The organism is Rehaibacterium terrae (genome assembly GCF_014202935.1).
Lineage (GTDB): Bacteria > Pseudomonadota > Gammaproteobacteria > Xanthomonadales > Xanthomonadaceae > Rehaibacterium > Rehaibacterium terrae.
In genome coordinates this window covers 13,249-36,650 of the sequence record NZ_JACHHX010000012.1, presented here as the reverse complement: position 1 = coordinate 36,650, position 23,402 = coordinate 13,249, and the positions used below count along the sequence as shown (strand labels likewise).

General features: G+C 71.8%; 28 protein-coding genes. 11 read left to right on the top strand and 17 right to left on the bottom strand.

Annotation, left to right across the window (positions count from 1 at the left end; translation table 11 throughout):
• Positions 1-185 precede the first annotated feature (185 nt).
• Positions 186-3,701, top strand: a complete 3,516-nt coding sequence (locus tag HNQ58_RS09145) for a hybrid sensor histidine kinase/response regulator (protein WP_183948606.1) — start codon at positions 186-188, stop codon at positions 3,699-3,701.
• Between the two features lie 30 nt (positions 3,702-3,731).
• On the opposite strand, the gene HNQ58_RS09140 is transcribed toward HNQ58_RS09145, so the two are convergent.
• The 12 genes from HNQ58_RS09140 to HNQ58_RS09085 all read right to left on the bottom strand — a co-directional run bounded on the left by HNQ58_RS09140 (position 3,732) and on the right by HNQ58_RS09085 (position 10,936).
• The gene (locus HNQ58_RS09140) at positions 3,732-4,082 is read right to left on the bottom strand and encodes a GFA family protein (protein ID WP_183948605.1); all 351 of its coding nucleotides are present in this window, start codon (positions 4,080-4,082) and stop codon (positions 3,732-3,734) included.
• A complete protein-coding gene (locus HNQ58_RS09135) occupies positions 4,079-5,365 on the bottom strand; it encodes an RNA polymerase sigma factor (RefSeq protein WP_183948604.1) in 1,287 nt (428 codons plus the stop codon). The genes HNQ58_RS09140 and HNQ58_RS09135 overlap by 4 nt, the downstream gene beginning before the upstream one ends.
• A gap of 20 nt (positions 5,366-5,385) precedes the next feature.
• Positions 5,386-5,739, bottom strand: coding sequence for a YciI family protein (locus HNQ58_RS09130; RefSeq protein ID WP_183948603.1), 354 nt, complete (start codon positions 5,737-5,739; stop codon positions 5,386-5,388).
• Between the two features lie 17 nt (positions 5,740-5,756).
• Complete coding sequence (locus HNQ58_RS09125; protein ID WP_183948602.1) at positions 5,757-6,302, bottom strand: dihydrofolate reductase family protein; 546 nt, start codon at positions 6,300-6,302, stop codon at positions 5,757-5,759.
• A 12-nt stretch (positions 6,303-6,314) separates the two neighbouring features.
• Complete coding sequence (locus tag HNQ58_RS09120; protein WP_183948601.1) at positions 6,315-6,728, bottom strand: VOC family protein; 414 nt, start codon at positions 6,726-6,728, stop codon at positions 6,315-6,317.
• An 82-nt stretch (positions 6,729-6,810) separates the two neighbouring features.
• Positions 6,811-7,251, bottom strand: a complete 441-nt coding sequence (locus HNQ58_RS09115; RefSeq protein WP_183948600.1) for a YciI family protein — start codon at positions 7,249-7,251, stop codon at positions 6,811-6,813.
• A gap of 106 nt (positions 7,252-7,357) precedes the next feature.
• Complete coding sequence (locus tag HNQ58_RS09110; RefSeq protein WP_221301235.1) at positions 7,358-7,732, bottom strand: nuclear transport factor 2 family protein; 375 nt, start codon at positions 7,730-7,732, stop codon at positions 7,358-7,360.
• Positions 7,702-7,902 (bottom strand): PspC domain-containing protein, encoded by a 201-nt coding sequence (locus tag HNQ58_RS09105; RefSeq protein ID WP_183948599.1) that lies wholly within the window; start codon positions 7,900-7,902, stop codon positions 7,702-7,704. The genes HNQ58_RS09110 and HNQ58_RS09105 overlap by 31 nt, the downstream gene beginning before the upstream one ends.
• Positions 7,903-7,953: 51 nt before the next feature.
• Positions 7,954-9,018 (bottom strand): uroporphyrinogen decarboxylase, encoded by a 1,065-nt coding sequence (hemE, locus tag HNQ58_RS09100; RefSeq protein WP_183948598.1) that lies wholly within the window; start codon positions 9,016-9,018, stop codon positions 7,954-7,956.
• Positions 9,019-9,046: 28 nt separating this feature from the next.
• Positions 9,047-9,301, bottom strand: a complete 255-nt coding sequence (locus HNQ58_RS09095) for a WGR domain-containing protein (RefSeq protein WP_183948597.1) — start codon at positions 9,299-9,301, stop codon at positions 9,047-9,049.
• Between the two features lie 25 nt (positions 9,302-9,326).
• Positions 9,327-10,397 carry a 3-dehydroquinate synthase gene (gene aroB / locus HNQ58_RS09090; RefSeq protein ID WP_183948596.1) on the bottom strand — a complete coding sequence of 357 codons (1,071 nt, stop codon included), beginning with the start codon at positions 10,395-10,397 and terminating at the stop codon, positions 9,327-9,329.
• Complete coding sequence (locus tag HNQ58_RS09085) at positions 10,397-10,936, bottom strand: shikimate kinase (RefSeq protein ID WP_183948595.1); 540 nt, start codon at positions 10,934-10,936, stop codon at positions 10,397-10,399. The genes aroB and HNQ58_RS09085 overlap by 1 nt, the downstream gene beginning before the upstream one ends.
• 65 nt (positions 10,937-11,001) lie before the next feature.
• Between HNQ58_RS09085 and HNQ58_RS09080 the strand changes: the two genes are divergently transcribed.
• On the top strand, positions 11,002-11,823 hold the full coding sequence (locus HNQ58_RS09080; RefSeq protein ID WP_343057256.1) for an NAD-dependent epimerase/dehydratase family protein: 822 nt from the start codon (positions 11,002-11,004) through the stop codon (positions 11,821-11,823).
• Positions 11,824-11,829: 6 nt separating this feature from the next.
• Here the strand turns inward: HNQ58_RS09080 and HNQ58_RS09075 are convergent, their stop codons facing one another.
• Positions 11,830-12,684 (bottom strand): kinase, encoded by an 855-nt coding sequence (locus HNQ58_RS09075; protein ID WP_246417276.1) that lies wholly within the window; start codon positions 12,682-12,684, stop codon positions 11,830-11,832.
• A gap of 38 nt (positions 12,685-12,722) precedes the next feature.
• Between HNQ58_RS09075 and pdxH the strand changes: the two genes are divergently transcribed.
• The 4 genes from pdxH to HNQ58_RS09055 all read left to right on the top strand — a co-directional run bounded on the left by pdxH (position 12,723) and on the right by HNQ58_RS09055 (position 15,679).
• Positions 12,723-13,316, top strand: coding sequence for a pyridoxamine 5'-phosphate oxidase (gene pdxH, locus HNQ58_RS09070; RefSeq protein ID WP_183948594.1), 594 nt, complete (start codon positions 12,723-12,725; stop codon positions 13,314-13,316).
• Positions 13,317-13,441: 125 nt separating this feature from the next.
• Positions 13,442-14,224, top strand: coding sequence for an ABC transporter substrate-binding protein (locus HNQ58_RS09065; RefSeq protein WP_343057264.1), 783 nt, complete (start codon positions 13,442-13,444; stop codon positions 14,222-14,224).
• Between the two features lie 77 nt (positions 14,225-14,301).
• Complete coding sequence (locus HNQ58_RS09060; protein WP_183948593.1) at positions 14,302-14,667, top strand: PA2779 family protein; 366 nt, start codon at positions 14,302-14,304, stop codon at positions 14,665-14,667.
• A 4-nt stretch (positions 14,668-14,671) separates the two neighbouring features.
• Positions 14,672-15,679, top strand: coding sequence for a PA2778 family cysteine peptidase (locus HNQ58_RS09055; protein ID WP_183948592.1), 1,008 nt, complete (start codon positions 14,672-14,674; stop codon positions 15,677-15,679).
• Positions 15,680-15,704: 25 nt separating this feature from the next.
• On the opposite strand, the gene HNQ58_RS09050 is transcribed toward HNQ58_RS09055, so the two are convergent.
• The 3 genes from HNQ58_RS09050 to HNQ58_RS09040 form a co-directional block, all read right to left on the bottom strand.
• Complete coding sequence (locus tag HNQ58_RS09050) at positions 15,705-16,136, bottom strand: DUF4426 domain-containing protein (protein ID WP_183948591.1); 432 nt, start codon at positions 16,134-16,136, stop codon at positions 15,705-15,707.
• Positions 16,137-16,202: 66 nt separating this feature from the next.
• The gene (gene proC, locus HNQ58_RS09045; protein WP_183948590.1) at positions 16,203-17,048 is read right to left on the bottom strand and encodes a pyrroline-5-carboxylate reductase; all 846 of its coding nucleotides are present in this window, start codon (positions 17,046-17,048) and stop codon (positions 16,203-16,205) included.
• 77 nt (positions 17,049-17,125) lie between these two features.
• Positions 17,126-17,839, bottom strand: a complete 714-nt coding sequence (locus HNQ58_RS09040; RefSeq protein ID WP_183948589.1) for a YggS family pyridoxal phosphate-dependent enzyme — start codon at positions 17,837-17,839, stop codon at positions 17,126-17,128.
• Positions 17,840-17,937: 98 nt separating this feature from the next.
• Between HNQ58_RS09040 and HNQ58_RS09035 the strand changes: the two genes are divergently transcribed.
• The 5 genes from HNQ58_RS09035 (at position 17,938) to HNQ58_RS09015 (ending at position 22,465) form a co-directional block, all read left to right on the top strand.
• Positions 17,938-18,975, top strand: coding sequence for a type IV pilus twitching motility protein PilT (locus HNQ58_RS09035; RefSeq protein WP_183948588.1), 1,038 nt, complete (start codon positions 17,938-17,940; stop codon positions 18,973-18,975).
• A gap of 93 nt (positions 18,976-19,068) precedes the next feature.
• A complete protein-coding gene (locus HNQ58_RS09030) occupies positions 19,069-20,199 on the top strand; it encodes a PilT/PilU family type 4a pilus ATPase (protein ID WP_183948587.1) in 1,131 nt (376 codons plus the stop codon).
• A 283-nt stretch (positions 20,200-20,482) separates the two neighbouring features.
• A complete protein-coding gene (locus HNQ58_RS09025) occupies positions 20,483-21,046 on the top strand; it encodes a YqgE/AlgH family protein (protein WP_183948586.1) in 564 nt (187 codons plus the stop codon).
• Positions 21,030-21,518 carry a Holliday junction resolvase RuvX gene (gene ruvX, locus HNQ58_RS09020; RefSeq protein ID WP_183948652.1) on the top strand — a complete coding sequence of 163 codons (489 nt, stop codon included), beginning with the start codon at positions 21,030-21,032 and terminating at the stop codon, positions 21,516-21,518. The genes HNQ58_RS09025 and ruvX overlap by 17 nt, the downstream gene beginning before the upstream one ends.
• Positions 21,515-22,465 (top strand): aspartate carbamoyltransferase catalytic subunit, encoded by a 951-nt coding sequence (locus HNQ58_RS09015; protein WP_183948585.1) that lies wholly within the window; start codon positions 21,515-21,517, stop codon positions 22,463-22,465. The genes ruvX and HNQ58_RS09015 overlap by 4 nt, the downstream gene beginning before the upstream one ends.
• Positions 22,466-22,538: 73 nt before the next feature.
• Here the strand turns inward: HNQ58_RS09015 and HNQ58_RS09010 are convergent, their stop codons facing one another.
• Positions 22,539-23,402 carry an energy transducer TonB gene (locus tag HNQ58_RS09010; RefSeq protein ID WP_343057254.1) on the bottom strand — a complete coding sequence of 288 codons (864 nt, stop codon included), beginning with the start codon at positions 23,400-23,402 and terminating at the stop codon, positions 22,539-22,541.

Here is a 23,402-nt window from a genome sequence, read left to right as displayed (position 1 = left end):
GCCAAGATCGGGCGCGGTGCCGGCCGTGGCGGCATCCCGGCCCGCCGGACCAAGGCAAACGGTTCGTCGCTGCCGCGCGCGGACAGCGGCACGGCATCGCGGAGGACAGGGACATGTTGCGTCTGCCAGGTCGAGATCACGACCTGGGGAGAAATTAAGGGCACGGCATCGCGGAGGACAGGGACATGTTGCGTCTGTGGGTATCGATGCTGGCCGGGGGGCTCGCCGTCGCGGCACAGGCCGCGGGAATCCTGCCGGAGTCACCGCGCCCGCGCGGTTACGGTGTCGCCGATGGCCTGCCGTCGCTGGCGGTACACGCGCTCGCGCAGGACCGCGAAGGCTACCTGTGGGTGGCGACCGGCGACGGCCTGGCGCGCTACGACGGGGTGTCGTTCCGTGTCTGGCGGTATGTGCCGGGCGATCCCGGCGCGTTGCCCGGCAATGTGGTGCAGGCGCTGCACGTCGACGCCGACGACCGCGTCTGGGTTGGCACCGAGGGCGGCGGCCTGAGCGTGCTCGATCACACGCGCGAGCGGTTCCGTCATTACCGCCGCGCGACCCATCCGGACCTGGGCAGCGACGATGTCTGGGCCATCACTTCCACGCCCGACGGCGCGCTGTGGTTCGGCACCTTCGCAGGTGGCCTGCACCGGATGGATGCCGACGGCCGCATCCTTCGCTTCGTTCACGACCCCGACGACCCGGCCAGCCTGCCGGCCGACACCGTGCTGACCCTGCTGGTCACCCCCGACGGCGCGCTGTGGGCCGGCACCACCGCCGGCGCGGCGCGCTGGACCGGCGACGGGTTCGATGTCGTGCCGGCGACCGAGCTCGATGGCCCGGTGGTGCTCAGCCTGTCGCCGGCCGCAGGCGGCGGGCTGTGGATCGGCAGCAACGGCGGTCTGCACTTGCGCGAGCGTGACGGCCGCATCCTCAGGCCGGCCTGGCGGGACAAGCTGTCCGACCGTGCGGTGCAGGCGGTGATCGACGACGCCGACGGTGCGCGCTGGATCGTCACCCAGCACGGCATCGACCGCGAGCGCGACGGCGAGGTGATGCGCGTGCCGCCGGCGGACATGGCGCTCGGCCTGCTCGGTGCCTTCGTCGATCACGAGGGCGGGCTGTGGTTCCATGCCAACGGTCGCGGCCTGATGCATCTGCCGCCACGCTGGCGCGACTTCGCCGTGCTGCCGCGCCCGACCCAGACCGACGCGCCCGCCATCGCCCTGGTACGCGGCATCGCTGCCAGCGCCGATGGCAGCTACTGGCTGGTCGGTACCGGCGGCGGGCTGGATCGCCTGGATCCGCGCAGCGGCCGCATCGAGCGCCTGCTCGATACCGCACGCGGCCTGCCCGAGCGGCGCCTGTGGAGCGTGCACGAGCGCGGCGACGGCAGCGTCTGGATCGGCCACCAGCGCGGCCTGACCCGTTATGACCCGCGCGACGGCGCGCTCCGCCACTGGCTGCACGGCGCCACCGAGGCGCCACCGGCCGGCCCGGTCGATTTGCTGGTCGAGGACGCCGATGGCCGGCTCTGGCTCTCCGCCTATGGCGGCGGCATACAGGCACGCGATGCCGATGGCCGCGTGCTGCACGACCTGCGTCCCGGCGACGGGCGCGGTATCGTGGCCGCCGACACCGAGCAGCTCGCCTTGGGGCCGGACGGCCGGTTGTGGCTGGCCGGCGCCCAGGGCCTGCTCGCCTGGGACGAGGCCAGCGCGCGCTTCGTGCCGGTGCCGGGCGGGCCCGGCGAGCGTGTGTTCGGCTTCGACCACGACGGTCATCGCGTCTGGCTGTTGCGGCTGGGGCTGCTGGAGGCCTACGACTGGAGTGACGGCGAACTCCGGTTGGGGCACCGCGTCGACGACCGTGCCGGCCTGCCGGCGGTCGAAGGCGGTGGCCTGGTCCTGGGTGCCGGGGCGGTCTGGATCACCACGCCGCGCGGTCTGGTGCGTTACCTCCCCGGCAGCGGCAGCGTGCGCGTGTTCGGGGTGCGCGACGGCCTGCCCAGCCAGGAGTTCGGCAACCGCCCGCCGCGGCGCGGCGTGGACGGGATCGGCCTGGCCGGCACCCTCGACGGGCTGGTGCTGTTCGATCTCGCGGCCGCGGCCGCGACCGTGCCGCCACGGCTGGTCATCGAGGAGGTCGAGGTGCGCCGCGGCGAACGCGTGGTCGCGCTGGCGCACCATGCCCCGCTGCTGATGCCGGGCGATCGTGATCTGCGCATCGTCGCCCGGCTGCTGTCCTTCGTCGATCCGCCGGCGCATCGCTACCGCTACCGTCTGCATGGCTACGATCCGGACTGGGTCGAGGTCGGGGCCGGCGGCGAGCGCGTGTTTTCGCGCCTGGATCCCGGCGCGCATCGCCTCGAGGTGCAGGCGGCGGATGCCGATGGCGTGTGGTCGCCGGTGCGCATGCTGACATTCCAGGTGCAGCCGCCGTGGTGGCGCAGCGCGTGGGCGTTCGCCCTGTACGTGCTGGGCGCGCTGCTGCTGCTTTGGCTGGCGGCCCGGAGCTATCGCCTGCGCCTGCTGCGACGGCACCAGTACCAGCTGATCCGCGAGCGCCAGCGTCTGGCCGAGCAGGCTTCCGAGGCCAAGACCCGCTTCCTCGCCACGCTCGGCCACGAAGTGCGCACCCCGATGACCGGCGTGCTGGGCATGGCCGAGCTGCTGCAGGCCACCGCGCTGGATCCACGCCAGCGCAGTTACGTCGATGCCATCCGTCATGCCGGCGAACACCTGCTGCGGCTGGTCAACGACACCCTCGACCTGGCCCGGATCGAGGCCGGCAAGCTCGGTCTGGACGATGTGCCGTTCGACCTGCACGCATTGATCGATGAGGTTGCCGAACTGATGGCGCCGCTGGCGGAAAAGAAGGGCCTGCGCTTCCACTGCCGCATCGCTCCCGGAACGCCGCGCGGACTGCGCGGCGACGCGCATCGCGTGCGCCAGATCCTGCTCAACCTCGGCAACAACGCGATCAAGTTCACCGAGCAGGGCGAGGTCGCGCTGCTGGCCGAGCCGTTGTCGCCGCAGGGCGTGCGGCTGGTCGTCAGCGACACCGGTCCCGGCCTCAACGCCGAGCAGCGTGCGCGCCTGTTCCGGCGCTTCGAGCAGGCCGACGGTGCACGCACCGCCGCCCGTTACGGCGGCAGCGGGCTGGGTCTGGCGATCAGCCGGGAGCTCGCCGCCGCGATGGGCGGCCGCATCGACGTCGAGAGCACGGCGGGCAGCGGCAGCCGCTTCCGCGTCGAGCTGCCGCTCCCCACCGCGGAGCTGGCGGCCAGCGGCGAGCGGACGAAGGCCACCGCCAACGGCGGTCTGCGCATCCTGCTGGTGGAGGACGATGCCACCGTCGCGCGGGTGATGACCGAGTTGCTGCGGACCCAGGGGCATGAGGTCACCCATGTCGCGCACGGCCTGGCCGCCGTGGCCGAGCTGTCGCAGGGCTTCGACGTGGGCCTGCTCGACCTCGACCTGCCCGGCATCGACGGCCACGAACTGGCGCGGCTGATCCGCAGCCAGGGATACCGCTTCCCGCTGATTGCCGTCACCGCGCGCTCGGACCCCGATGCCGAGGCGCAGTCGCGGGCGGCCGGCATGGACGGCTTCCTGCGCAAGCCGCTGACCGGGGTGATGCTGGCCGAAGCGATCGAGGCGGTCGCGGGCTCGGCACGGGTGTCGGGCGGTGCGGCCTGAGTGCCGCCGCAGCGGGGTGCCGGGTGCTTCCTACAGCGCCCGGCCGTCGAAGCGCTGCACCGGGATCGCGTCGAGGTCCACGCCGTCCAGGCAGCGCAGGTTGATCGCCGCCATCGCCTTGCCGTCCGGGCCGACGCCTTCGCCGAAGGGATGGATGCCGCAGGTGGGGCAGAAACGGTGCCGGATGACGTGCTGGTTGAAGGTGTAGGTGGCGAGCTCGGCCTCGGGCGTGCGCAAGTGCAGCTTCTCGCGCGGGACGAACCATAGTGGCGCGCCCTTGCGGTGGCAGATCGAACAGTTGCAAACCAGCGCGCTATCGATCTCGCCCTCGACGTCGAAGACGACGCGGCCGCAGTGGCAGCTGCCGTGGTAGGTGCTCATGACGGGTCTCCTGGTTCGCTGGCGGGGAGGACGGCGCAGGCGGCGGCGCGTTGCAGCAGCAGGGTGCGCTCGCGGGCGTTGCGGGTGAGGCCGGCGGCGCGCTGGAACTCGGCATGCGCCTCGCGCAGGCGGCCGAGCCTGGCGAGCAGATCGCCACGCACGCTCGGCAGCAGGTGGTAGTCCCTGAGCGTACCGGCGGCGGCCAGCGCATCGACGATCTCGAGCCCGGCTTCGGGGCCGAACGCCATCGACAGCGCGACCGCGCGGTTGAGCTCGACCACCGGCGAGGGCGCGAGCTGGGCGAGGGCGTCGTAGAGCGCGGCGATGCGCGGCCAGTCGGTGTCGGCGGCGCTGCCGGCGCGGGCGTGGCAGGCGGCGATGGCGGCCTGCAGCGTGTACGGGCCGAGCGCGCCGCCGAGCGCCTCGGCACGTTCGAGCGCGGCCAGGCCGCGGCGGATCAGCAGACGGTCCCACTGCGTACGGTCCTGGTCGAGCAGCAGCACCGGTTCGCCGTCGGGCCCGACGCGGGCGCGCAGGCGCGAGGCCTGGATCTCCATCAGCGCGAGCAGGCCGTGCACCTCGGGCTCGCGCGGGGCCAGGCCGGCGAGGATGCGGCCCAGGCGCAGCGCCTCCTCGCACAGCGCCGGGCGCACCCAGTGCTGGCCGCTGGTGGCGGCATAGCCTTCGTTGAAGATCAGGTAGACGACTTCGAGCACCGAGCCCAGCCGCGCGGCCAGTTCTCCGCCGCGCGGAAGCTCGAAGGGAATGCGGGCTTCCGACAGGGTGCGCTTGGCGCGGACGATGCGCTGCGCGACGGTGGGTTCGGGGACGAGAAAGGCGCGGGCGATCTCCTCGGTGGTCAGGCCGCCGAGCAGGCGCAGCGTCAGCGCCACACGCGCCTCGGTCGACAGCACCGGATGGCAGGCGGTGAAGATCAGTCGCAGCAGATCGTCGCCGACCGGGTCGTCGGCGGCGGTCGCGGGGTCGTTGCCGTGCGGATCGGCGGTGAGTTCCAGGGTGTGGCCGAGCTCCTCGTGCTTGCGCGCGTGCAGCTGGTGGCGGCGCAGGTGGTCGATGGCGCGGTGCTTGGCGGTGGCCATCAGCCAGGCGCCGGGGTTGTCGGGGACGCCGTCGCGCGGCCAGTGCTCGAGCGCGGCGACCAGCGCGTCCTGCGCCAATTCCTCGGCCAGGCCGACATCGCCGACGATCCGGGCGATGCCGGCGATCAGCCGCGCCGACTCCATCTGCCAGACGGTTTCGACGGTGCGGTGCACCTGGGTCATGGCCGCCGCGCCCGATCCTTTCAGGTGAAGCAGGGCCCGAACTCGCGCACCTCGACCGTGGCCCAGGCGGCGGCCGGACACTCGGCGGCGATCTCGACCGCCTGCGCTTTGTCGTCGCAGTCGATCAGGAAGAAGCCGCCGACCATCTCCTTGGCCTCGGAGAACGGCCCGTCGACGGTACGACGCTTGCCGTCGCGCACCTGCACGCGCACGCCGTCGGCGTCCGAGCGCAACGATTGCACGCCCAGCAGCAGGCCGCGCCGCTGCAGCGATTCGCCCCAGCGGGTCATCTGTGCGAACAGGTCGCGGCCTTCCTCTTCGCTGCGGGTGGCGCGTTGGCCGACGGGTTCGACGATCAGCAGCGCGTAGGGCATCGGTGAACTCCTCGGGTTCAGGCGGGACGGTAGCGCAGGATGACGCATCCGTTGCCGAGCGGGCGGGCTTCGCGCAGGGCCATTGTGTGCCGGCCGCCGCCGGGTTTGAACAGCCGGTTGCCGTTGCCGAGCAGCAGCGGCACCAGGCACAGCCGGTACTCGTCGATCAGGCCGGCTCCCGTCAGCGCATCGCAGAGGTCGGCGCTGCCGAAGATGTAGATGTCGCGGCCGGGCTCGGCCTTGAGACGGGCGACCTCGGCGGCGGCGTCGCGGACCAGGCGGCTGTTGTGCCAGTCGGCCTGCTCGAGCGTGCGTGAGCAGACCACCTTCGGCACCGCGTTCATGAAGTCGGCGATTTCGCCGCTGGCGGTCTTCCAGTACGCCGCCATGCCCTCGAAGGTGCGGCGGCCGAACAGCAGCATGTCGGCGGTGCGTGCCTGGTCGAGCGAGAAGCGTTCCAGTTCCTCGCCCCACACGGTTTCGTGCCAGTCCAGCGACCACGGCTCGACGCCCTCGAAGTAGCCGTCGAGCGTGACCAGGTTCCACATGATGATCCGGCGCATGCGGGACGCTCCTCAGGCCTCGACGCCGATCATCCAGCCGACCCCGAAGCGGTCGGTGAGCATGCCGAAGCGCGGCGACCAGAAGGTTTCTCCGAGCGGCATGATCACGCTGCCGCCGTCGGCGAGCGCGGCGAAGACACGATCGGCGGCGTCGGCGTCTGGCACGCTCAGCGACAGCGAGAAGCCCTGCGGGCGTGCCGTCTGGCCGCTGCCGTCGTCCGAGCCCATCAGTCGCAGGCTGCCGATGCGCAGCGAGGCGTGCATGACTTTGTCCTCCCAGCCGGGCGGGGCGCACTCGGGCGGTGGCGGCTCGGGGCTGTCGCGGTAGCGCATGAGGGTTTCGTACTCCGCGCCGAGCGCGTCGCGGTAGAAGTCGAAGGCTTGCCGGCAGTTGCCGTTGAAGAACAGGTAGGGCTGGATGAGCATGACGATCTCCGAGCGAATGGGAAGCGTATCCCGGCCTGTTGCGGACCGAACGTAGGGCCGGGACGGGGCGGGACTGGCGGCGTCAGAAGGCTTTGCCGCGGGCCAGCACCTCGGCCTGGGCGCGCAGCCGTTCTTCCTTCTCGCGCAGCTCGGGGGTGAACTCTTCGCCGAAGTCCTCGGCCTCGAATACCGGGCGGATCTCCAGCTCGCCCTCGACGCCGGTCGGGTTGGGGCAGCGCTTGGCCCATTCGATGGCCTCGTCCAGCGAGCGCACCTGCCACAGCCAGAAGCCGGCGATCAGCTCCTTGGCCTCGGCGAACGGCCCGTCGACCACGGTCCGCGAATTGCCCGAGAAGCGCACCCGCGCGCCCTTGGCGCTCGGCTGCAGGCCCTCGCCGGCCAGCATCACGCCGGCCTTCACCAGCTCCTCGTTGAACTTCGTCATCTCGGCCAGCAGCTCGGTGCCCGGCATCTCGCCGGCCTCGGTGCTCGCGGTGGCCTTGACCATCACCATGCAGCGCATCGTCGTCTCTCCTTGTCGCGGACGCGCGGAAGTGCGCGCCCTTGCCGGTACGACGAACGGGAGCGGAGGATTTCGACCGGGCCGGGGAAAGATGCCGGCCGGCCGTTCACCCGGCCGGATGGAACCGGACCGCGCGGATCAGGCCGTCGGCCACCTGGTGGACGGCGACCGTCTCGTGCGGCTCGGGGCGGAGGCCGCGCACGCGCTCGTGATCGGCCACCTTGTCGCCCAGCGCCAAGCGGTCGACCAGCTCGGCGTGCAGCCCTTCGCGGTCGAAGCGCTCGCGGGCATGGAAATCGGCCAGCGCGGCGCGGCCCTGCAGCGCGGGCGTGGTGGCGGGCAGGTGCCGGATCGTCACGTCCTCGGCGCAGCAGGCGACGAAGGCGATGGGGTCGCGGGCGTTGCAGGCGTCGGGCTGGCGCTGGGTGCGGGCTTCGGGTGCGGCGGGTATCAGGCCTCTTCCATCGGGATGACCAGCCACAGCACCAGGTAGATCAGGATGCCGGGGAAGGCGGCCGAGGCGATCGAGACGATCACGTAGATCAGCCGCAGGGCGTTGGCGCTGAGGCCGAAGTGCTCGGCCAGGCCGCCGATCACCCCGGCCAGCCAGCGGTCGTTGCGCGAGCGGCGCAGGGGGCGGTGTGTGCTCATGGACGGTCTCCTCGGGCGGTTCGGTGAGCGTGGCCGCAACCCGGTATCAAGTCAGGCCGCGCTGAATTCGTGCACGGCGTCGACCAGCACCCTGACATGCTCCGGGTCCATGTCCGGCGACAGGCCGTGGCCGAGGTTGAAGACGTGGCCGAAGCGGGAGCCGCCGTTGGCGGCGGCGTAGTCGTCGAGGGCGCGGCGCACCTCGGCGCGGATCGCCTCGGGCGAGGCGTAGAGCGTGGCCGGGTCGAGGTTGCCCTGCAGCGCGACCTGGCCGGCCGTGCGGCGGCGGGCGTCGCCGAGGCTGACGGTCCAGTCCACGCCCAGCCCTTCCGCGCCGCAGGCGGCGAGGTCTTCCAGGTATGGCGCGTTGCCCTTGCCGAACAGGATCAGCGGGGTGCGCGCCTCGCCTTCGCCGCGCGGCAGTTCGGCGGCGATGCGCTGCAGGTAGCGCAGCGAGAACTCGCGGTACAGGTGCGGCGCCAGCACGCCGCCCCAGGTATCGAACACCTGCAGCGCCTGCGCACCGGCGGCGCGCTGGGCGGCGAGGTAGGCGATGACGGCGTCGGTGACCACGTCCAGCAGCCGGTGCAGCGCGGCCGGCTGGTCGTAGGCCATGGCCTTGATGCGGGCGAAATCGTCGCTGCCGCCGCCTTCGATCATGTAGCAGGCCAGCGTCCACGGGCTGCCGGAGAAGCCGATCAGCGGCACGCGGCCGGCGAGTTCGCGGCGGATCAGCGCCACCGCGTCCATCACGTAGCGCAGCTCGCGATCCATGTCGGGCACGGCGAGCTTGGCGATGTCGGCCTCGCTGCGGATCGGGCGCTCGAACTTCGGGCCTTCGCCCTCGGCGAAATACAGCCCCAATCCCATCGCGTCGGGCACGGTGAGGATGTCGGAGAACAGGATGGCCGCGTCCAGCTCGAAGCGTTCGAGCGGCTGCAGGGTGACCTCGCAGGCCAGCGCCGGGTTGGTCGCCAGGCCCATGAAGCTGCCGGCCTTCGCGCGGGTGGCGCGGTACTCGGGCAGGTAGCGGCCGGCCTGGCGCATCAGCCAGACCGGCGTGGCATCGACGGGCTCGCGGCGCAGCGCGCGGAGGAAACGGTCGTTCTGGGGCATGCTCTGGCGCTCCTTCGCGGCGCGGCGGTTACTTGGGGGCTCCGGCGCCCTGGGCGAACATCACCTGGAAGCCTTTCTTCAGGTGCTGGTCGCGGGCCTTCTCGAAGGCGGCCAGCGCGGGTTCGCGATCGAGGTACTGCTCGCGGCGCAACTGCGACTTGCCGCCGATCTGGCCGGTTTCGCGCAGCAGCGTCCAGCCGCCCAGCAGGTCCTGCTGGAGCACGAGCTGCACGAAACGCGGGGCCTCGCCGGCGACGGGCCGTTGCTGGAGGAAAAGACGCATCGGCGAATTGTAGCGGCAGCGAGAATCAGCCGGCGAGGACGGCGAGCACGGCGTCCTCGGCCACGTCCTCGACGATCTCGGCCCGGCCGATGCCGCGCCACAGGATCAGCCGCAGGCGGCCGGAGCGGTTCTTCTTGTCCAGCCGCATGCGCGCCAGCAGTGCCTCCGGGGCGAGGCCGGCCGGGACCGCGACGGGCAGGCCGAGGCCTTGCAGCAGCGCGGCGAGACGCTCGGTATCCGTGGCCGCGGCCAGACCCAGCGCCTGCGACAGTCGCGCCGCCAGCACCATGCCGGCGGCGACCGCTTCGCCGTGCAGCAGGCCGCCGAAGCCCTGTTCGGCCTCGATGGCGTGGCCGAAAGTGTGGCCGAAATTGAGCAGGGCGCGCTCGCCGGTTTCGGTTTCGTCGCGGGCGACGATCGCGGCCTTGTGCGTGCAGCAGCGTTCGATCGCCGCGGCCAGTGTGTCGGCATCACGGGCCAGCAGGTCCTTGCTGTGCGTTTCCAGCCAGGCGAAGAAATCGGCATCGCCGAGCGCGCCGTACTTGACCACTTCGGCCAGGCCGGCGCGCAGTTCGCGCTCGGGCAGCGTGCGCAGGGTGTCGGTGTCGGCGATCACCGCGGCCGGCTGGTGGAAAGCGCCGACCAGGTTCTTGCCGGCCGGCAGGTCGACGGCGGTCTTGCCGCCGACCGAGGAGTCCACCATCGCCAGCAGCGTGGTCGGCACCTGCACCAAGCGCACGCCGCGCATCCAGCAGGCGGCGGCGAAGCCGGCCAGGTCCCCGATCACACCGCCGCCGAGCGCGACCACGGTGGCGTCGCGGCTGGCGCCGAGCGTGGCCAGCGCGTCCATCAGCTCGGCGAAGCGGGCGAGGGTCTTTTCCTGCTCGCCCGGCGGCAGGATCACGCTGCGCACGAGCTTGCCGGCCAGCGCGGCTTCGAGCTTGGCCAGATACAAGGGCGCGACGTTGGCGTCGGTGACGATCAGCACGTGGCGGCCGGGCGCGCAGCCGGCGATGAGCCCGGGCCGGTCCAGCAGGCCGCGGTCGATGTGGATGGGGTAGCGGCGGGCGCCGAGTTCGACCTGCAGGGTGGTCATCAGGCGGCCTGCGGGCGTTGCCAGCGTTCGGCGAGCTGGGCGAGCAGGCGCTCGGCGGCGACGCCGACGGCGAGGCCGTCGGACTCGAAGCGCAGGTCGGCGATCTCGGCGTAGAGCGGGCCGCGCTGTTCGGCCATCGCCCGCAGCCGCGTCTCGCGGTCGGGCGTCTGCAGCAGCGGGCGGGTGCGGTCGCGGTCCAGGCGTTGCAGCTGCTGCGGCACGCTGGCGTGCAGGTGCACGACGAAGCCGCGCTCGCGCAGCAGGCGGCGGTTGTCCGGGTCGAGGATGGCGCCGCCACCGGTGGCGATCAGCTGGTTCTCGCCCGCGCACAGTTCGGCGATCAGCGCCCGCTCGCGGGCACGGAAGCCGGTCTCGCCCTCGCACTCGAAGATCAGCGCGACGCTGGCGCCGGTGAGCTCCTCCAGGCGCTGGTCGGCGTCGACGAAGCGCAGGCCGAGGCGCTCGGCGACGCGCTTGCCGATCGAGGTTTTGCCGGCGCCCATCGGGCCGACGAAGACGAGGTTGGGAGCGGGGTTCATGACAGCGCGGATGCTAGCATCCGGGCGATCCGCGCGGTGGCGCGGCGGATGCGGGAGCGGCTCTGGTGGCGGGACGACTGATCGTGGTGGCGGGCGCGGGCGATGTCGGCGGACGGTTGGCGGCCTTGCGCGCGCTGCGCGGCGACGAGGTGATCGCCGTGCGTCGGCGGGTGCAGCCGCTGGCAGCCGGGGTGCGCGCGGTCGCGGCCGATCTGGTCGGCGGCGCCGGCCTGGATCGCCTGCCGAAACGTCCCGATGCGGTGGTGTTCGCCGCCGCGCCGGACGCGCGCGAGGAGGTGGCCTATCGCCGCCTGTTCGTCGACGGCATCCGTCGGCTGCTGGATGCCTTCGCCGAGGCGCCGGCACGGTTCGTGCTGGTGTCCTCGACGGCGGTGTACGGCGAGGACGGCGGTGAATGGGTCGACGAGGACACACCGCCGCGGCCGCCGGCGTTCAACGGGCGCGTGCTGTTGCAGGCCGAGCAGACGCTGGCCGCCGATTGCGCCGGCGCGCTGGTGCTGCGCCTGAGCGGCCTCTACGGGCCGGGCCGCGAGCATCTGCTGCGCCGTGCCCTGGCCGGCGCGCCCGGGCGGCCACACTGGACCTGCCGCATCCATGTTGCCGACGCGGCGGCGGCGCTGTCGCATCTGCTGGATCTGCCGACGCCGGCGCCGCTGTATCTGGGCAGCGACGACTGCCCGGCACGCGAGGACGAGCTGTTCGCCTGGCTCCGCGCTCGCAGCGGCCTGCCGACGCTGCCCGCGCTGGCCGGGGCGGAAAGCGGACGGCGGGTGAGCAACCGGCGTCTGCGCGCGAGCGGCTGGGAGCCGCGCTTTCCGGATTTTCGCGCGGGCTATGGCGCGCTGCTGGCCGGGCGTGGCCAATGAGGGCGTTCAGGGTTTGAGTTCGTCCAGCGGGCGCCGCGCTTCGTCGATCCGCACCACCCGGTCGGCGAGCGTCGGCAGGGTGCGCAACGCCTGCCGGCTGATCCGCTCGAAGAACTGCACGAAGCGCTCGACCTGCTTGCGGGTCATCGCCTGGCGGCCGGGGTTGGCGGCCTGCAGCGCGCATTCCTGTTCCCAGCGCCAGTCGGGCACGAGCCCGAACCCCGGCCCTTGCAGGAACAGCAGCCGGTCCAGCCGCGCCCACAGCGGGCCGTAACAGGCCAGGGCGCGGTTGACGTGGCGGCGCCAGGTCAGGTCCGGGTCTTGTTCGCGCTCGAGCGCGTTCAACGGTTCGACCAGTCCGGACTCGGCCTCGGGCGGCACGCACAGGCACCAGCCCTCGAACACGATCAGGTCGGGGCGGTGCGTGACCACCGGCCACTGCCCGGCGGGCAGGCGGCGGTCGTCGAGTTTGTCGAAGCGCGGCAAGCGCACCGGTCCGCCGGCGGGCAGGGCACGCAGGGCATCGAGGGTGCGGCAGGCGAGGTCGACATCATGACTGCCGGGCGGGCCGCGCGTGGCCAGCAGCGGATGCACCGTGCGGCCCAGGTGTTCGCGCTCGTCATGATCGAGGTAGAAATCGTCGATCGAGAGCACCACCGCCGACCGCCCGCGCGCCCGGCAGGCGCTGTCGAGCTGGGCTGCCAGCGTGGACTTGCCGCTGCCCTGCAGGCCGGCGATGGCGAACACCGGCGGCGCGCCCGGCACGGCCAGTGCATAGTCGAGCACGGCCGCGACGAAGGCGGGCGCGAAGCCGGCGGGGGCTTCGGTCTTGACGGGCCGCAGGTGCGTCGAGCGTTTCATCGGGCGACAATGGCTGACTGTCCGATCAAGAACACGTCATGAGCGACCTTTACACCGAAGCACTGGACACATTTCGTGAACTGCTCGACGAAGCGCGCGCCGCCGGCGATCCCGAGCCGACCGCGATGACGCTGGCGACGGCCAGCCGCGACGGCCGCCCCGCGGCCCGCACCGTGCTGCTCAAGGGCGTGGATGCGCGCGGTTTCGTCTTCTTCACGAATTTCGACAGCCGCAAGGGCCAGCATCTGCGCGAGAATCCGCAGGCGGCGCTGCTGTTCCTGTGGAAAACGCTGCGCCACCAGGTGCAGGCCAAGATCGAGGGCCGGGTCGAGCGCGTTTCCGACGAGGAGGCCGACGCCTATTTCGCCAGCCGTCCGCGCATGAGCCAGCTCGGCGCCTGGGCCTCGCTGCAATCGCAGACGCTGGATTCGCGCGAGACCTTCGAGAAGCGGCTGGCCGACTACGAACGCGAATTCGCCGGCGGCGAGGTGCCGCGCCCGCCGCACTGGGGCGGCTTCCGGGTGGTGCCGGACCGGATCGAGTTCTGGTACGGCGCCGAGTTCCGCCTGCACGAGCGGCATTGCTACGAGCGGGTGGACGGGAAGTGGATCAAGCGGTTGCTGTATCCGTGAACGGCCGGGCGTCGGGAATCGGGAATGCGCAGCCGCAACGGCGCCGCGCCGCACGTGGCGGCGCGCCTGCGTCCGGCGATTTCCGATGCCCCGCGTCCCATTCCCGTCCGACCGGGCCGCAGCGCATCGTCTGCCTGACCGAGGAACCGACCGAGACGCTCTACCTGCTGGGCGAGCAGGACCGCATCGTCGGCATCTCCGGCTTCACCGTGCGGCCGCCGCGGGCGCGCAAGGAGAAGCCCAAGGTCAGTGCGTTCACCAGCGCGAAGATCGGCGAGATCCTGAAGCTCGAACCCGACCTCGCCATCGGCTTCTCCGACATCCAGGCCGACATCGCCGCCGAGCTGGTGCGGCATGGGGTGGAGGTGTGGATCGCCAACCACCGCAGCGTGGACGGCATCCTCGACTACATCGGCCGGCTGGGCGCACTGGTCGGCGCCGCCGGGCGGGCGCAGACGCTGGTCGCCGGGCTGCGTGCCGGACTGGACGCGATCGCCGCCGAGGCCGCGCGGTTGCCACGCCGGCCGCGGGTCTATTTCGAGGAATGGGACGCGCCGCAGATCACCGGCATCCGCTGGGTCGCGGAGCTGGTGCGGATCGCCGGTGGAGACGACATCTTCCCGGAACATGCAGCCATGTCGCTGGCTAAGGACCGCATCATCGCCGATCCGTCCGAAGTCGTCCGGCGCGCGCCGGATCTCATCCTGGGCTCGTGGTGCGGCAAGCGGTTCCGGCCGGAAAAGCTTGCCGCCCGTCCCGGCTGGGACAGCATCCCGGCGGTGCGCGACGGCGAGCTGCACGAGATCAAGTCGCCGATCATCCTGCAGCCGGGGCCGGCGGCGTTGACCGCGGGGGTGGGCGAGATCGCGCGCATCATCCGGCAATGGGCCGAGCGCCACGCCGGCTGAACGGGGGGCACGGCGGCTGCCCATTCAGCGTCCGGTTGTGGCATAAACCCGGCAGTCACCGCGGAGGAGGGAGTCCCATGATTCGCAAGCTCGTGTCTTCGGTTCTGGTCGTCGCCCTGGTCCTGGTCGGCACCACCGCGCAAGTGTCGGCGGCCGTCATCGGCACCCAGCAGGCCCTCGCCGCCGAGGCCCGCCAAGCCCGCATCGCCGAGGTCCAAACCATGCTGGCGCGCGCCGACGTCGAGGCGGCGATGGTCGAGCTCGGTGTCGACCCCGCCCAGGCACGCCTGCGCGTGGCCTCGCTCAGCGATGCCGAGCTGGCGCAGCTGCACGGTCAGCTGCAGGAGCTTCCGGCCGGCGGCGTGCTGGCGGTGCTCGGGGTGATCCTGGTCGTGTTCATCGTGCTGGACCTGACCGGCGTGGTGAAGATCTTCCGCCGCTGAGCCGATGGCAGCGGCAGCGTCCACGGCCGCCGGCGCGCGGCCGTGGCTCCGGCGGCTGGCTGGCGTGCTGCTGGTCTCGCTGGCCGGCGGCTGTGCGCTCGGGCCGCGCATCGATCTGCAAGCGCTGGCGCCGGAGCCGACCCGGCTCGCGGGCGTTCCCTTCTTTCCGCAGACCGCGTTCCAGTGCGGCCCGGCCGCCCTCGCCGGCGTGCTCGGCGCCGCCGGCGTCGAGGCCACGCCGGAGGCGCTGTCGCCGCAGGTCTATCTGCCGGGCCGTCGCGGCAGCCTGCAGCTGGAGCTGGTGGCGGCCACACGGCGCGCCGGCCGCCTCCCCTATCTGATCGACCCTGCTCCGGAGGCGCTGTTCGCCGAACTTCGCGCCGGTCGGCCGGTATTGGTGCTGCAGAACCTGCGCACGCCGGGATTTCCGGTCTGGCACTACGCCGTGGTGGTCGGGCACGACCCGGCGCGCGGCCGCGTCGTGCTCAACAGCGGGACCCGCGAGGGCATGCGCATGCCGGCCCGCAGCTTCCTGCGTACCTGGGACTGGGCGGAGCGCTGGGCGCTGGTCGCGCTGACGCCGGGCGAGCTGCCGGCGCGGGCCGACCCGCGCCGCTATGCGGAGACGGTGGCGGCCTTCGAACCGGTGGCCGGCGCTGCGGCGGCCGAACTGGCCTGGCGAGCGGCACTGCGGGCCTGGCCACAGGATCCACGGCCATGGCTGGGCTTGGGCAATCTCGCCTATGCCGACGGCGAGCGGCACGAAGCGGCGCGGCGTTATGCCGAGGGGCTGGTGCGGGCGCCGGGGGATGCGGTGCTGGCCAACAACCTCGCCAGCGTGCTCGGCGAGCTGGGCTGCCCGCGTGCCGGCGAGCGGGTGTTGCGGCCGGTGGCGGCCGCACTGCCGGACGATTCGCCCTGGGCCGAGGCGCTGGCGACGACCCTGGGCGAACTGGCCGGCCGCGACGGCGCCGACGACGAATCCTGCCGCGCGCTGCTGCGCACGGACTGACCCGGGCGGCGAGCGGCGCCGCGGCTCAGCGCGGCGCGAAGAACTGCTGCTGGAAGCGCACCTGCAGCGGGCGGTCGTCGACCCGCGCCTCGATCTCGAAGCCCAGGGTCTCCCCATCGTTCACGCGAGCTTCGCCGAGGTAATAGATCGCGTCGCCCTCGCGCACCTCGCGCAGGCGGATCTCCTGGCGCTGGCCGGCGCTGTTGGTGGCCGAGGCGCGGACGTCGGCGGCGACCGCGACATCCGCGTCGGCGACCGCGCGGCGCAGCGCGATGTTGAGCAGGACGCGGTTGCCGGAGCGGGTGATGCCGTACTGGCGGGCGACCTCGGCGGTCAGGCTGGTCGTCGGCAGTGCACTGTAGTGCAGGGTGAGGTCACCGGAAGTCAGCTGCCCGGCCGCCAGCGGGGTGGCGAAGGCGAGCAGGGCGAGGGCGAGGAAGCGACGTAGCTGGGGCATGGTGGAAAACTCCAGGTCTGGGTGCGGCGGCGCGCCGGCGGCGGTGGGCCGTCATGGCGCGGCTGTTCAGTCGTGGGCGGCTGACAATTCCCTGCCGCGGCGGGTGGCGGCGGCGATGGCCGCGCCGACCAGCGTACGGAAGCCACCGGCCTCGAGGGTTTCCAGCGCCGCCTGGGTGGTCCCGCCGGGTGAGGTGACGCGCTGGCGCAGGACCTCGGCCGGCTCGCCCGATTCGACCAGCATCCTGGCCGCGCCGAGAACGGTCTGCAGCGTCAGCGTGCGTGCCGCGTCCGGGGCCAGGCCCTGCGCGACGCCGGCCGCCTGCATCGCTTCGGCGAGCAGGAAGACATAGGCCGGGCCGCTGCCGGAAACGGCGGTGACGGCGTCCATCCGCGTCTCGTCGGGGATCCACACGGTGGCGCCGACCGCGCCGAGCAGCGACTCGGTCAGCGCGCGTCGCGTCGCGTCGACGCGCTCGTTGGCATGCAGGCCGGTGACGCCGGCGCCGAGCAGGGCGGGCGTGTTGGGCATGCAGCGCACGATCGCCTGCCCTCCGCCCAGCCAGCGGTCGAGCTGGGCGGTGGCGATGCCGGCGGCGATCGAGACGATCAGCGGCGCATGCGTTTGCGCGGCCGGCGCCAGGCTCTCGCAGACCGCACGCATCGCCTGCGGCTTGACCGCCAGCAGCCACACGTCCGCCGCCGTGGCGGCGGCGAGATTGTCCGCATGCACAGGGACGCCGAAATCGCGCGCCAGCGCGGCGCGCGCCTCGCCGCTGGGGTCGGACACCGCGATCCGGTCGGCCGGGATGCCGCGCGCGATCAGCCCGCCGATCAGTGCGCGGGCCATGTTGCCGCCGCCGATGAAGGTGATCCTTGCGGGAATCGGGAGTCGGGAGTCGGGAGCCGGCATGGTGAGCGATGGAGCGGGGGAGGTGACGGCAAGCATAGTCGCACTCGCCAAGGGGACAAGCAGGCGGACGCCTGCATCTACGGATTCCGATTGCCGATTTCCGGTTCCCGGGGTTGCCGCGGCCCGAACAGGGCCGACCCCACCCGCACCAGCGTCGCGCCCTCGGCGATGGCCAGCTCGAAGTCCTCGCTCATGCCCATCGACAGCGTGTCGATGTGCGGATGGCGCGTGGCCAGCCGGTCGTACAGCGCCTTGACCTTACGGAAACTGGCGCGCCGGGCGCCGGCGTCCGGGTGCGGCGCGGGGATCGCCATCAGTCCGCGCAGGCGCAGCCGCGGCGCGGCGGCGATGGCCTCGGCCAGCGGCAGCACGTCCTCGGGACGGCAGCCGGACTTGCTGGCCTCGTCGTCGATGTTGACCTGGATCAGCACGTTCAGCGGCGGCCGGTCGGGCGGACGGTGGCGGTCGAGCGCGGCGACCAGCTTGGTCCGGTCCAGCGTCTGCACCCAGTCGAAGCGGGTCGCCGCCTCGCGCGCCTTGTTCGACTGCAGGTGGCCGATCAGATGCCATTCCAGGGTCAGGTCGGCCAGCGCATCCTGCTTGGCCAGCGCCTCCTGGACGTAGTTCTCGCCGAAGGCGCGCTGCCCGCAGGCGGCCAGGGCGCGGATCCGTCCGGCCGGCTGGGCCTTGGAAACCGCAAGCAGGCCGGCGGGCTGTGGCCGACCGGCTGCCCGGCTCGCGTTGGCTATCCTATGAACGATGTCGCGAAAGGCCTGTCTCAAGGCGTCCATGTCACGTCCATGTCGGGCTTTGACGGCTGTGCATTAGGGCTATACTGCCCGGGAACGCTACATCCCGGATTGTAGTCGCAGCGCCAAGGGGAACGCGCATGGACATCGCGGAACTGCTTGCCTTCTCGGTCAAGAACAAGGCCTCCGACCTGCACCTGTCGGCCGGCCTGCCGCCGATGATCCGCGTCGACGGCGACGTGCGCCGCATCAACATCCCCGCGCTCGACCACAAGCAGGTGCACGCGCTGGTCTACGACATCATGTCGGACAAGCAGCGCCGCGATTACGAGGAATTCCTCGAAGTCGACTTCTCCTTCGAGATCCCCGGCCTGGCGCGCTTCCGCGTCAACGCCTTCAACCAGAACCGCGGCGCCGGCGCCGTGTTCCGCACCATCCCGTCCGAGGTGCTGACCCTGGACGATCTGGGCGCGCCCAAGGTCTTCCGTGAACTGATCGACCAGCCGCAGGGGCTGATCCTGGTCACCGGACCGACCGGTTCGGGCAAGTCGACCACGCTGGCGGCGATGGTCGACCACATCAACAAGAACCAGTACGGGCACATCCTCACCATCGAGGACCCGATCGAGTTCGTCCACACCTCGCAGAAGTGCCTGATCAACCAGCGCGAGGTGCACCGCGACACCCACGGCTTCAACGAGGCGCTGCGTTCGGCGTTGCGCGAGGATCCCGACTACATCCTGGTCGGCGAGATGCGCGACATCGAGACCATCCGGCTGGCGCTGACCGCGGCCGAGACCGGTCACCTGGTGTTCGCCACCCTGCACACCAGCTCGGCGGCCAAGACGATCGACCGCATCATCGACGTGTTCCCGGCCGGCGAGAAGCCGATGGTCCGCTCGATGCTGTCCGAAAGCCTGCGCGCGGTGATCTCGCAGTCGCTGCTGAAGAAGGTCGGCGGCGGCCGCATCGCCGCGCACGAGATCATGGTCGGCATCCCGGCAGTGCGCAACCTGATCCGCGAGGACAAGGTTGCGCAGATGTACAGCGCCATCCAGACCGGCCAGCAGTACGGCATGCAGACGCTCGACCAGTGCCTGCAGGATCTGGTCAAGCGCGGCCTGATCACCCGCGTCAGCGCCCGCGAATACGCGAAGGACAAGCGGTTGTTCGACTGACGGGTCAGCGGTGAGCAGTCAGCGGTGAGCGGCTGGAGCTCCCCATTTTCGACCGCTCATCACTCACCGCTCACCGCTCACCGGAGTCAAGCCATGAGCAGCATCGACTTCACCAGCTACCTCAAGCTGATGGCCCACAAGAAGGCCTCGGACCTGTTCATCACCGCCGGCGTGCCACCGTCGATAAAGGTCAACGGCAAGATCGCACCGATCACCCAGAATCCGCTCACGCCGCAGCAGAGCCGCGATCTGGTGCTCAACGTGATGACGCCGGCGCAGCGCGAGGAGTTCGAGAAGACGCACGAGTGCAACTTCGCCATCGGCGTGTCCGGCGTCGGCCGCTTCCGCGTGTCGTGCTTCTACCAGCGCAATCAGGTCGGCATGGTGCTGCGCCGCATCGAGACGCGCATCCCGACCATCGAGGAGCTGAATCTGCCGCCGATCATCAAGACGCTGGCGATGACCAAGCGCGGCATCATCATCTTCGTCGGCGCCACCGGCACCGGCAAGACGACCTCACTGGCGGCGATGATCGGCTACCGCAACCAGAACTCGACCGGCCACATCATCACCATCGAGGACCCGATCGAATTCGTGCACAAGCACGAGGGCTGCATCATCACCCAGCGCGAGGTCGGCATCGACACCGACAGCTGGGAGAGCGCGCTGAAGAACACGCTGCGCCAGGCGCCGGACGTGATCATGATCGGCGAGGTGCGCACCCGCGAGGGCATGGATCATGCCATCGCCTTCGCCGAAACCGGCCACCTGGTGTTGTGCACCCTGCACGCCAACAACGCCAACCAGGCGATGGACCGCATCATCAACTTCTTCCCCGAGGACCGGCGCAGCCAGCTGCTGATGGACCTGTCGCTGAACCTCAAGGGCGTGGTCGCCCAGCAGCTGGTGCCGACCCCGGACGGCAAGGGGCGGCGGGTGGCAGTCGAGATCCTGCTCGGCACGCCGCTGGTCTCCGACTACATCCGCGAGGGCGAGATCCACAAGCTCAAGGACGTGATGAAGGAGTCCACCAACCTGGGCATGAAGACCTTCGACCAGAGCCTGGTCGAGCTCTACATGGCCGGCGAGATCAGTTACGAGGACGCGCTGCGCTACGCCGACTCCAGCAACGAGGTGCGGCTGAAGATCAAGCTCAGCCAGGGCGGCGACGCACACACGCTGTCGCAGGGCCTGGATGGCGTGGAGCTGGTCGAGAACCGCTGATCGCTCCCATCCGGGGCGGGGCGCGAAGGCCGGGTTCGCCCGGCCTTCGTTTCGTGTGGCGCCGGCGTCCGGCGCACGGCACCAGCGCAGCCATGGCGGCCCCGCCGCGCGGATGGCGGGCGTCGAGCCAGGCGGCGGAGGAGCCGCGCGACCCGGTCAGTCGCAGGATCGCGCCGGTGTCGTGGCGGCCGGCGTTTGACCGGCCGTGGCCGGCGGTATCCGGCCCCTGCCGGCGGGCACCGCCGGCAGGCCGGTGCGCCGGACGAGCGGCTACAATGGGCGCATGCACGCTCCCCGCTTCCTGGCCGATCACTTCCTCATTGCCGTGCCGGCGATGGACGATCCGAATTTCGCCAGGGGGCTCACCCTGCTCTGCCAGCATGACGAGGCGGGGGCGATGGGGCTGCTGGTGAACCGGGTGTCCGACTACTGCCTGGGCGACGTGCTGCGGCAGATGAAGATCGAAACGGACGACGCCGCGCTGGCCGCGCAACCGGTGCTGATCGGCGGCCCGGTACAGCCCGAGCGCGGCTTCGTGCTGCATGACGACGGCCGCGACTGGGTTTCGACCCTGCGGATCAACGACCGCCTGGCAGTGACCACCTCGCGCGACATCCTCGAAGCCATGGCGCGCGGCGAAGGGCCGGAACACGCGCTGGTCGCGCTCGGCTACGCCGGCTGGACCGCCGGGCAGCTCGAAGCAGAACTGGCCGAGAACGTCTGGCTGACCGTTCCGGCCGACCGCGACATCCTGTTCTCGTTGCCGCTGGAGCGGCGCTGGCAGGCTGCGGCCGAGCGGCTCGGCGTCGACCTGGGCCGGCTCGCCGACTATTCCGGACGCGCCTGAGATGGCGATCGGCTGCGTGCTCGGCTTCGACGTCGGCGCGAAGCGCATCGGTGTGGCGGTCGGCAACGCCCTGTCCGGGACCGCCCGCGACCTGAGCGTGCTGGACGTGCGCGGCGGCCAGCCGGACTGGCCGGCGGTACAGCGCCTGCTGGCCGAATGGCGCCCGGATGCGCTGCTGGTCGGCGACCCGCGGACGCTCGACGGCGGCGACCAGCCGGCGCGCCGGCGTGCCCGCCGCTTCGCCGACAGCCTGCGGCAGCGTTTCGCCCTGCCCGTGCACCTGGTCGACGAGCGCTCCAGTTCGGTCGAGGCGGCGCGCCGCTTCGCCGCCGGACGCGCCGCCGGCACCCGCCGGCGTGGCGATGCCGACCGGCTCGATGCCCTCGCCGCCGCCGTGATCGTCGAGCGCTGGCTGGCGGCACCGACCGACCCCATCCCATCCTCCACCGATCCCGACGCCTCTCCCCGATGAGCGATCTCCAGCTTGCCTCCGACGGCCGCCTGCGCCACCTGCTCACACTCGATGGCCTGCCGGCGCCGGTGCTGGTCCGCCTGCTGGAGCGCGCCGAGGCGCTCGTCCCGCACGCGCACGGTGGCAGCGGGATGCGCGCGGCGCTGGCCGGCCAGGCGTTCTGCACGCTGTTTTTCGAGGCTTCGACCCGCACCCGCAGCAGTTTCCAGCTGGCCGCGCAGCGGCTGGGCATGGACGTGCTGAACTTCGACGCCAGCACCTCGTCGACCAGGAAGGGCGAGACCGCGCTCGATACCCTGCGCACCATCGAGGCCATGGGCGTGCATTGCTTCGTGGTGCGCCATCACGAGGACGGCGCGGTGGCGGCCCTGGCGGCCGGAGCGGCCGGGCAGACGGTGCTGATCAACGGTGGCGATGGCCGCAGCGCCCATCCCACGCAGGGGCTGCTGGACATGCTGACCATCCGCCAGCACAAGGGGACGGACTTCTCCCGGCTGAAGGTCGCCATCGTCGGCGACGTCAGGCATTCGCGTGTCGCCCGCTCCGACCTGCATGCCCTGCGTGCGCTCGGCTGCGGCGAGATCCGCGTCTGCGGGCCGGCCAACCTGCTGCCGCAGGACGACACCCTGCGAGGCTGCACGGTCACCGACGACCTCGACGCGGCGCTGGACGGCGTCGACGTGGCGATGACCCTGCGCCTGCAGCGCGAGCGCATGGAGGACGGGCTGGTGCCGTCGCTGGAGGCGTACTACCGCGACTACGGCCTGACCGGCGCACGGCTGGCACGGGCGAAGCCCGACGCGATCGTGATGCATCCGGGGCCGATGAACCGGGGTGTCGAGATCGAGGCCGCGCTGGCCGATGGCCCGCGCTCGGCGATCCTGCGCCAGGTGGCCAACGGCGTGGCGGTGCGGATGGCGGTGATGCTGGAGCTGCTGGGGCGCTAGCCATCACGCCCGGGCGGGCGGCTTTGCCATGCGCGACCCGCTCCGCGAGGCTCTTCCCGGTTCCCGGCCTCTCTCACTCCCCGCTCAGCGTGCCGCCCTGCAGGAACTGCCATGTCCGCGTGATGTGCAGCACATCGATGTTTTCCTGCGTCTGCGGCAGGGCGGGGAAGGGCTCGGCGAGGCGGACGATGCGGATCGCGGCCTGGTCGAGCACGCTGTGACCGCTGGGCTGGACGATGGTGATGTCCTCGACCGTGCCGTCGCGACGCACCGCCACGGTCATCACCAGCCGCCCGCTGAGCTGGCGACGGCGCGCCTCCTCCGGGTAGTTCAGGTTGCCGACCCGCTCGACCCGCGCCACCCAGGCACGCAGGTAGGCGGCGTATTCGTACTCGCGGGTGCTGGCGGAGACGAACTTGCGTCTGGGGCGCTTGGCTATCAGCTGGGCCTGGCGCTCGATCTCGGCGCTCAGGCGGGCCATTTCCAGGCTCTGCTGGATCAGCTCGCGGCCGGTGGGCAACGGCAGGGGCGCGTCGGGCGGCGTGTCCTCGGGCGACCGGACCGGGTGCTCGCGGTCGGCGCCGGTCAGCACTCGCGCCTGGGCGGCCGGCTGCGGCGGCGGCGTCTGGGCGTCGAGCGGCCGCGGGGCGATGCCTGGCTCGGGTTTGGGCACCTGCGCCGGCTGCGGCTCGCGTGGGCGTTCGGTGCGTTCGGCCTCGCCGCCGCCCTGCTGGCTGGCCTGGGCCAGGAAGTCGGCCTGCTCGGGCGGGGTTTCGCTGTGGGTCTGGACCAGGATCACGTCCAGCGTCGGGGTCACCGGCGCCGGGTCGTCGACGCTGAAGCCGATGCCGAGGATGACGATGCCGTGGACGATCAGCGCCAGCGCCAGGGTGGCGCCGAAACGGTCGTCCGGGGTGATGCGCGGCGTGGACGCCAC